The organism is Anaerorhabdus sp., from assembly GCF_036641015.1.
GTDB lineage: Bacteria > Bacillota_I > Bacilli_A > Erysipelotrichales > Erysipelotrichaceae > Anaerorhabdus.
Genome location: NZ_JAVWFO010000007.1, coordinates 38,508 through 48,453 on the forward strand (window position 1 = coordinate 38,508; position 9,946 = coordinate 48,453).

The 9,946-nt window shown below is 32.5% G+C and carries 6 protein-coding genes; all 6 read right to left on the bottom strand.

What is annotated here, in order from left to right:
* Positions 1-79: 79 nt before the first annotated feature.
* Positions 80-1,582 carry a YjjI family glycine radical enzyme gene (locus RR430_RS02155; protein WP_332488697.1) on the bottom strand — a complete coding sequence of 501 codons (1,503 nt, stop codon included), beginning with the start codon at positions 1,580-1,582 and terminating at the stop codon, positions 80-82.
* A gap of 3 nt (positions 1,583-1,585) precedes the next feature.
* Positions 1,586-3,817 carry a DNA translocase FtsK gene (locus RR430_RS02160; RefSeq protein ID WP_332488695.1) on the bottom strand — a complete coding sequence of 744 codons (2,232 nt, stop codon included), beginning with the start codon at positions 3,815-3,817 and terminating at the stop codon, positions 1,586-1,588.
* Between the two features lie 18 nt (positions 3,818-3,835).
* Positions 3,836-5,500 (bottom strand): ribonuclease J, encoded by a 1,665-nt coding sequence (locus RR430_RS02165; protein ID WP_332488694.1) that lies wholly within the window; start codon positions 5,498-5,500, stop codon positions 3,836-3,838.
* 75 nt (positions 5,501-5,575) lie between these two features.
* Entirely contained in the window at positions 5,576-7,015 is a 1,440-nt protein-coding gene (gene miaB / locus RR430_RS02170) for a tRNA (N6-isopentenyl adenosine(37)-C2)-methylthiotransferase MiaB (RefSeq protein WP_332508596.1), read from the bottom strand.
* A 123-nt stretch (positions 7,016-7,138) separates the two neighbouring features.
* Positions 7,139-7,312 (bottom strand): 4Fe-4S binding protein, encoded by a 174-nt coding sequence (locus tag RR430_RS02175; RefSeq protein ID WP_332508597.1) that lies wholly within the window; start codon positions 7,310-7,312, stop codon positions 7,139-7,141.
* Between the two features lie 123 nt (positions 7,313-7,435).
* Positions 7,436-9,709 carry a hypothetical protein gene (locus RR430_RS02180; RefSeq protein WP_332508598.1) on the bottom strand — a complete coding sequence of 758 codons (2,274 nt, stop codon included), beginning with the start codon at positions 9,707-9,709 and terminating at the stop codon, positions 7,436-7,438.
* Between the last annotated feature and the right edge of the window lie 237 nt (positions 9,710-9,946).

Sequence of the window (9,946 nt, forward strand, 5' to 3'; positions counted from 1 at the left end):
TATTCCTACTTTTGAATAAGTTTAGATATAATATTCAGTATTATTTACACAAAAGAAAAAGACAACCGTTTAAAGTTGTCTACTTATTAATTCTACGATCCAATGCATCAGATAAATCACGTGCACCTTTTCCAAATACAGATACGTTATTTAATGATTGTTGACCCTTGTCTAACTTTTCAAGTTCACTCTTTTTAACTAAATAACCAGTAACTCGTACAACATCATTATTCGCAAGATATCCAGAAAAGTAACGCATGCCGTTATTTAATGCACCTTTGATAATATCTACTAAAGCTTCAGGGGTTTTAACCCAAGTCTCTTCAAATTTGAAAATATCACCAACACCTGTAGGAAAATATTTATGAAATTTACATGCATGTTTAATTTGTTCAAGCATTTCAGGTTCACTTCCTACTGGAATTCGTACACCTGGAGAATTTTCTCTACCATCAGAATCAATACCAACTTGAGCATGTAAACGATAGCGATGATCAAATGCTGCAGCATATTTTGATTTATGCTTTGCAATTAATCCTTCAAGTTTAGTCATAATCTTTTCACCTAATTTATCAGCTTCTGGATTATTTCCGTATCCTTTAGCAGGATCTTTGATTTTCAACAAATTATTAACACACTCTGCAAGTCCAACCATACCAACCATTCCAGTAAAATTATCTAGTTGAACAAATCCTTCAGTTACTAAGAAATTAGCTTTAAAGAAATTACTTTTATTTACAATAAAATCAATACGATCATCCATCATTTTTAAAATTAATTTTGTATAGAAAGGCAATGTTTCTTTAACGAATTGTTCTGGTGATTTAGCCTTCTTACTCATTTCATACATTCTTAAACGTGGTAATGTAAATCCGCCACCACCTAATTTAAGTCCATTGTAGCAAGATGCAATCGCAAAATCTTTACCCCAATCTTTAGCATACATTTTATAATTTGCAAATGAAGGTTTTGCTGTTTTCATCATACACTTAGCACACAATGCCGCAAACTCATCACTTGTTCGTTTTGGATCATATTTTAAAGTTAAGTTAGGAATAGCAAGTTGCATTTCTTCCGTAAGTTCTAGTAAGATACGCCCAGTTAATGAATCTTTAGGACCAATATCTGCATGTACAAATGAATCCGTTAAAGTACGATCAATATGAGTTAAGAAAAGTTTTAAACATTTCTTAGCTTCATCACGATCCATCTTTTTAACAAACGGTTCAAGTAATGTATCTAAATCTCCTAGATAAACTGGAAATGTTGTGATTGATGGAACATGTTTATACATAATTAATAAATTATTACATGCTTCCCACAAATCAGCTGGTTTACCAAGTCCTAAAAATTTGCTACCTTTCTTCATTAAGATAGAATAATCAGGACAAATATAACGAGGTCTAAATGGAGCGTTACCTTCACCCAAATCGCAAATAATTCCATCCTTTTTAGCTTTCTTTAATTCTGGACTTAATACAATTGTATGATCAGTATTCTCTCCTAATTTTGCTAGTTGAACTAGTTGCTGATTATAAGTTAATGACTCATCTGAAACAATTTTAAGTACGTTGTCGCTCATTTATTATCCCTCCTTTTTCATGTATACATCTCTTGGTTTCGAACCTTGTGCAGGTCCAATAATGCCTCTTTCTTCAAGTAAATCAATCATTCTTGCTGCTCGATTATACCCAATACCAAATCGGCGTTGTAGTAATGAAGTTGAAGCTTTTTGTGCATCAACAACATATTCCTTAACCTCATCATACATCGGATCATCCTCAATTTTCAAGACTGATGTATTTTCATTGTTATCTACCCCTTCAAGACGAATAAAGGCATCTTCATAATGAGGTATATCTTGGCTTGAACAGAAATCAGCAATACTATGAACTTCTTCATCAGTAACGTAAACACCTTGTAATCGGATTGCACTAGGTTCTCCTATTGGTAAATACAACATATCGCCATTACCTAATAATCTCTCAGCACCAATATGATCTAAAATCGTTCTAGAATCAATACCACTTGAAACACTAAATGCGATTCGTGATGGTATATTAGCTTTTATGATACCAGTAATTACATCTGTACTTGGACGTTGTGTCGCTACAATTAAGTGAATCCCTGCAGCACGTGCAAGTTGGGTAATACGTTGAATACTCATTTCTACTTCCTTACCTGCTATTGCCATTAAATCCGCTAATTCATCAATAATGACTACAATATAAGGCATAGCTTGAAGTTTTTCATCAGGAAATTTTTTAATCTTTTCGTTATATGAATCAATATTTCTTACTTGTGTTTTAGAGAAAATTTCATATCTTTCTTCCATCATCAAAACAACAACTTTCAATGCTCTTGAAGCTTCTGCCGCATCACTAATGACAGGTCCAATTAAATGAGGTATTTTTTGATACGGTGTAAACTCAACTTTCTTTGGATCTATTAATAGTAACTTAACTTCATCTGGTGTAGTTCGTAATAAGAATGATGTAATAATCGTATTCATACACACTGACTTACCAGAACCCGTTGCCCCAGCAATTAATAAGTGAGGCATTTTATGTAGATTACAATACACTGGTTTACCCATTAAATCTTTTCCTAATACAAACAATGTTTTCACATCTTTTAATTCGTTAGGTACCATTTTAATAAGTTCAATCATTTTGACTGCTGTTGGTTCAACATTCGGTATTTCTATACCTACCGCTGTTCTTCCAGGGATTGGTGCTTCAATACGTATATCACGTGCCGCTAATTCCATCTTAATGTTATCAGATACACTATTAATCTTACTAACTTTAACATTTGACTCTGGTTTAACTTCAAACTTTGTTACAGCAGGTCCAATATGCGTTGCAATTAATTCAGCATCAATATCAAAGTTACTTAATATCTCAATCAAACGCTGTCCTTTTTCATTAGCCGCAACTTGATTCAAATTACTTCTTTGTTTAGGACCTAAAGGCTGAAGAAGATTAAGTGGAGGTAAACGATATGGTTTATTACCACGAATTACTTTCTCTTGTTGAGGTTGAGTAATCTCATAGGTTGAAGTATGAGTTACATTACTTTTTTCCTCTTGTTGTCCTTCATTTTTAACATCTACAAATATTGATTTCTTTTGTTTTGGATCTAGTTTACCAATCAATTTTGCTTGTGGAAAAAGATCTTCATCATTTTGATCTTCTACAACTTCTTCTTCAATGTATTCATATTCATCTTCATCCTCACGCCATTTATTACGTAATTCAAAGAATCCTTTAAAAGACGCTAACGCTTCTTTAAAACTGTCTAAAGATAGAATTAGAATTAAAGCAAGGATAACTAGTGCCACCGCTAAAATCCAAGTTCCCTCTTTAGCAATCAATACTGATGTTAAGGAATACAATAAAGCTCCAAAGAAGCCCCCATAAGCTGAAACTGTTGTTGTTTCTTTAAAGTATTCTTTGGTATTGGCTAGAAATGTTTTAATTACATCTAAGCCTTGAATGCCCGTATCACCTAAAGTTGCTGACCAAAGTAATATCGCAAAAAGTATACAAAGGGTCGCAATAACCGTTTTAGCATCCACTGCACCCTTTTTCTTATGTGTTAGTATAATTACCGCCAAAACAATTCCAATTATGCAAGCGGCATAATAGAAATCACCAAACAAGAATCGAATTAAATTATTTAAAAATAATCCGACAATACCAAATTTAAATAGTGCTATGCATAATACCACAATCAGTGCTGTGGAAATTACATACATATACAACTCTTGGTCTTTAGGCTCTTGTTTTTTCTTTTTCTTTTTAGCCTTTGCCATGAATAGAATCCCCCTTGCTTATTCTTGAGTATTAATCTCTACGATTGCTGGTAATATCATTGGACGTTTACCAGTTTCTTTTAATATATATTTACTAATACGATCACGAGCATCCATACGACAAGAAGTATTTTCATATTTCTTATCACGAACTGCTTCATTAATACAGTTTTCCAATATATTACCGACTTCTTTCATAATGTAATCAGCATCTTTTAAGTAGATAACTCCTCTACTTTGAATATCTGGTCCACCAATAACTTCTTTAGTCTTATGATTAATTACAATACCAACAACAATAGCACCATCCGTAGATAAAGTTTCTCTATCTCTTAGTACCATTCCTGAAGCATCTAAATTATCTTTACCATCCACAAATACATCTTCTTGTTTAATAAAATCACTGCTCTTAGATAAGCGTCCATCTTCAAAACATGCAATTTGTCCATTATCTAAAACAAGAATCTTATCTGCTGTATAACCCATATCTAAAGCAATATTTGCATTAGTTACAAGTTGGCGATATTCCCCTTTAATAGGAATATAATATTTTGGACGTAATAAATACATCATCATTTTTAAATCTTCAATTGCTGCATGCATTGAGAACATACGTTTTGCATCAACCGCACAAACTCTAGCACCTTCTTTATATAAGTCATTTTCCATCTTTGTAGCTTCACGTTCAGTTCCTGGAACTGCAGGTGATGCAATGATAATTGTATCCGACTTTTTAAACTCAAGCATATCATCTTCTTTAATCGCAATTTTATGAACACGTTTAAAGATATTAGCTCCATCACCAGAAATTAATACAACAACATTATCCATGTCTTGTCTAAATTTTGATTTAGGTAGTTCTAATCCAGCAGGTATATGATAATAACCAAGTTTTTCAACTGTCATTAATAATTCTCTTAATGCATCATCATAGAATAAAATCTTACGACCATATTTATTTGCAAGTTCAATTACTTCAATAATACGATACAAATTTTGATGATACATTGTGATAATAATTCTACCTTCCGCATCTTCAAAATAATTTTCAATTAAATTAGTGATACGATGACGTGGAGCACTATGTCCCTCACGTGTTGATCCAACAGATTCCGCAAGTAATGCTAACACACCTTTTTTACTTAAATCGGTAAATTGCGTAATATCAGTCTTAAATGCTTCATTCTTTGTATCGTAATCAATAATAAATTCAGATGTATAAACAACATATCCTTTCGATGTTTCAATTGCCAATCCAAAACCATCAGCTATTGATTGTGTTACTCCAAAAGTACGACAATTAATACCATCCACATCAAAAGATGCATTACGTTGTATACGATGTATCTTATAATTACTAATTCCTTCTTTTTTGAAACGTTTTTCTAATATTTCTGCAGTTAATGGTGCAGTATAAATTGGTACTTGAATTTGTTTAATCAAGTTTGGTAAAGCTGCCATAACATCGTCATGACCATGAGAAATAAAGACTGCTTTTACACGATCCTTATTTTCCACTAAGTATTTGAAATCAGGAATAATCATCTCAATTCCTAATTGTCCATTTTCCGGGTATTTTAGTCCTGCTTCGATAACGAAAATTGAATCGTTAATCTCCACACAGTACATATTTTTCCCGTCTTCATCTAATCCCCCAAGGGCAAAGATTTTTACAGTATCCATTATTATTTTCTCCTTTTAAACCTTTAGATTATTATACTTCAAAAGGCTTTTCAATACAACGAAAAGCCCCTCACTTTAGTCACTAACTACTTCACCATTTAAAGACCAGCTCTTAACATCAGTGATTTTCACTCTTACGATATCACCTTCATGAACGTCTTTTCCAGTAAAGTTAATTAATTTATTCTCTTCACTATAACCACTATAAACTTGGTCGTTCTTCTTACTCAATCCATCAACCAATACGTTAACTACTTTACCAACGTATTTTTGATTATTCATATTAGAATAAAGACCTACCAACTCATTTAAACGCTGTAAACGCTCTGATTTAACTTGTTCTGGAACATTGTCTTCCATACTTGCAGCTGGAGTTCCTTCACGTGGAGAGTAAATAAATGTATAAGCTAAATCATATTTACAATAATTAACCATGTCTAATGTATCTTGAAATTGTTCCTCAGTTTCATTTGGAAATCCTACTATAATATCAGTAGAGAATGAGCAATTTGGCATTTTTTTAATGATTCGATCATAAAGTGATTTATAGCTTTCACTAGTGTAGCGTCTTCCCATAATTTTTAACATATCACTATTCCCTGATTGAACAGGCAAATGAATTGCTGGCATAATATTATCATATTTCGCAATTACATCAATCATATCATCAGTAAAGTCCCAAGGATGTGACGTAGTAAAGCGAATACGTGGAATACCAATTTTCGCCACTTCTTCTAACAAGTTAGCAAAGCCTGATTCAATTCCTAAATCTTTACCATAAGCATTTACATTTTGTCCAAGTAATGTAACTTCTTTATACCCTTGATCCTTAAGTTCTTGTATTTCACTTAAAATATCACCATACAAGCGGCTTCTTTCTTTACCACGAGTATACGGTACAATACAATACGTACAAAATTTATCGCATCCATACATAATATTAACCCACGCTTTATGTTTACCAAAACGTTTAACTGGCAAGTTTTCAATAACTTCCCCTTCTTTTGAGTATACTTCTACAGTTCTTTCTTTACTCATCATTGTTTGGTATAAGAGTTCTGGTAAACGGTGAATATTGTGTGTACCAAAAATTAAATCTACTTGGTTATATGTTTTTAATAGTAACTGAACTATTTCTTCCTCTTGTGCCATACATCCACAAAGTCCAAAGATTAAATCAGGATTCGTTGTCTTTAGTTTCTTTAACATTCCTAATTCACCTAATACTTTATCTTCGGCATTTTTTCTAATCGCACAAGTATTCAAAAGAATGAAATCAGCATCTTGTTCTTCATTTGTTTGGCTAAATCCCATTGATTCTAGAATTCCAACAATCGTTTCTGAATCTCGTTCATTAGCTTGACAGCCATAAGTTCTTAAATAAAACTTACGTCCTACTCCTAAATTTCTAGTTTGTTCAGGCAACTTAAAAAGCGCGTGTTCAACCTTCACCGCTTCTCTAGTCCTTATTTTAGCGTCTTTTAAAGACGGTAATTGATAATTTCCTTTGGGCATTATTAACGACTCCTCACCATAAAAATACTTAAAAAGTATATCATTCTTTACCTTGTAAATCAAATTGGATAATTGCAATATAAATAAAATAAAAACCAGATTTCTCTGGTTTCATTTGAATACTTATTGACTAATAGCTGATACTGGACAAGTTCCTACACATGCACCACAATCGATACAAGTTCCTTCATCACATCCAGCTTTTCCTTCTGCGTCTAAGCTTAATGCTCCGACTGGACATACACCAACACATGCACCACATCCGATACAAGTATCTTTATTTACTGTAACTGCCATTTGAATTACCTCCTTTTTACTGAATAGATTATACCATAGAAAAGTAACTCCCTCAATAATAAGAAGTAACTAAACACATATAAAACTAGTGATTAGTTACTTCTACTTTGACCCCACAAAAATTTATGAGTCTTTTTTCATTTTATTATAAACGATGATACCTGCTGAACCCAATACAACAAGTCCTAACAATAGATAGAGATAGAAATTATTTTGTTTTGTTTCAACTTTATTTTCAACATAAATCAAAGCATATGTAGAAAACAATTCTGTTTCAAATGTAAATTCGTTAGTGACAGGGTCATAGATTCCTTCTATGATATCAACTTTCCCTTCATGTACTCGTACGATTTTATAGGTTCTTGGTGCATCGTCCGTACCTGGAATCATACTTTCAGGAATTTGAATAGACACTTTTACTTTTCCATTTGGATTTGTAATTTTTACTGGATCTTGATTATCCAATTGTTTAAATAATGATATATCTAAATAAATACCAACAGTATCTTGACCTAAATTTTCTTCTATCGCTTTTTTATCTTCTTCACTAATTGTATTTTCAATATCTGTTATCTCAAGGAAAATCTTCGCATCACTTCCACTTTGAATCATTTCCATTTCTTCTGGACTAAATACAATTTTTTCTAATTCTTTAATATCATTATCGATTTTCGTTTTAGGAGCTCCATCAATTAGAACGATTTCGGCATGACTTGTATTCTCTTCAACGATTGGCGAAGGTGTCGGAGTAGGTATTAAAGTTGGTTTAGGGGTTGGTTTTATCGTTGGTATAGGTGTAGCTGTTGGTGTTGGAGTAGGTGTTGGAATTGGAGTAGGTTTAGGCGTAGATATTGGTGTTGGAGTAGGTATTGGAACAACAATTTCTTCACTGTTTGCACCACCAATACCAATTAAAATAGAATAGGTCTTTGTTTCGCCAGCAGCGATGGTTTGATTTTGCCAAGAATAACCCATTTCAGCATCGTAGTTAGAACTAGTGTCTGTAGGAGTCCCGTTATAATTCATTTCTATTTTTGAATTTGGTAGAAATATCGTATCCAAACTCCCTTTTGGATAACCACTATTAGTACTTCCATACCAATAATCGGTAACATTAGTCACGCCAGGTACATCTTTTCCAAAGAAATTAAATTGTGCATACTCACCTGTGGCATTTTTATCTTCATCGTAAGAGGAAATCATTTTAAAACCAGTATTTCCATCAAAAGGTGTTATTTTTGCCTCATCATCATTACCAATTTGAATATCTGCTCCACTTCCTAAAGAATATTCAAATACAGTATCTCGATTATTTTTAATTGTATAAATAACCTTTACTAATTTCCCTCCATTTACGATATTCAAATTAATAGAAGTTGCGATATCAGCAAAAGCATCCTCATCATAATTTTCTTCATTAATCTCATAATCGACTACAATACTTTCCTCATTTCCTGTTGGTATTAAATATCCAATAACATTATTTTTATCTTTTATTAAAGTTACAAAACCTTCACCACCATAGGTAGTATCCTTCCATTTTCCATCAAACTTCCCTATGATGTCAAATGACACTATGGCGAAGTTATAAGCCATTAGATTATAGTCATCTGTGATATAGCCTATTGGACCTGTTAATTTTTTTTGACCCCAAGCTTTTATCTTTTTGGTGGCGGAGTCTATCTTAACAACTTGTATGAACACACTATTTATGTTAGCACGAACCCCACTGTCATCATATTCTCGCCAATTGCTATTAGTGACAGTTAAAGTTGAATCAAATGTGGGTTTATTATTAGATTCATCATTTTCCGATCCTTTATACCAATAACTATAACCACTTTCTATTACTGGTAATTCAAGAAATAGGACAGGGTCACCATCTTCATCTACTCCATTTTTAAATTGGATATCAATTTCTCCTAAACTTTCCGTTTTTGTTGTTCCTTCAAATGAAAAAGAATTTTCAGAAATCTCGTTTTTGAAATTGGAATCAATATCTTCTAAAACCTTTGGTTTCATGGCTTCTTCAATTGAAGCTTGTCCCCAAGCTATAATCTTTTTCTCTGTTGCATCTACTTTGATAACTTGGACATACTTATTATCTCCATATCCGGTCAATAATGTATCTGTGGTTAATTCTGTTGTCCCATTATATACAGAATCAAAAACAGGTTGAGTTACTGATTTATCATCAACCGATAATTCATAATAATATTTATATCCTTCTTCATATAATTGTGCTTTAAGCAACGGGGTTGCTACCCCATCTTTTTCTGTTGGTTCAACAACTACAGTCAAAGAACCCAATTCAGTCGATTCATTTGTTGAATAAACAGGTATGGTCGTTATCATTAATATAATAGATAACATAAAACACATAAAAACTTTTTTCATTTTCTCCCCTTTCAAACATTTACTTTACGTTTTTTGGCAATTAAATAATATCATAGATTTATATATTGTTAAATACTGGTAAATACCATATTTTTAAAGTACCTTTAAACTTTTATAGGGTCGCCCTATCAAATAAAAACCTTCCATAGTTGACTATTGTTGGGACAAAAAAAAGACAATATCATTACGATTTTGTCTTTTTATTTTGGTTCTTTAAAATCTAGTGTTGGTGGAGAA

Coding starts and splice junctions, on each gene's coding strand:
- RR430_RS02180 (WP_332508598.1), bottom strand. CDS start 9,709: ATGAAAAAAGTTTTTATGTGTTTTATGTTATCTATTATATTAATGATA.
- RR430_RS02175 (WP_332508597.1), bottom strand. CDS start 7,312: ATGGCAGTTACAGTAAATAAAGATACTTGTATCGGATGTGGTGCATGT.
- RR430_RS02155 (WP_332488697.1), bottom strand. CDS start 1,582: ATGAGCGACAACGTACTTAAAATTGTTTCAGATGAGTCATTAACTTAT.
- RR430_RS02160 (WP_332488695.1), bottom strand. CDS start 3,817: ATGGCAAAGGCTAAAAAGAAAAAGAAAAAACAAGAGCCTAAAGACCAA.
- RR430_RS02165 (WP_332488694.1), bottom strand. CDS start 5,500: ATGGATACTGTAAAAATCTTTGCCCTTGGGGGATTAGATGAAGACGGG.
- miaB (WP_332508596.1), bottom strand. CDS start 7,015: ATGCCCAAAGGAAATTATCAATTACCGTCTTTAAAAGACGCTAAAATA.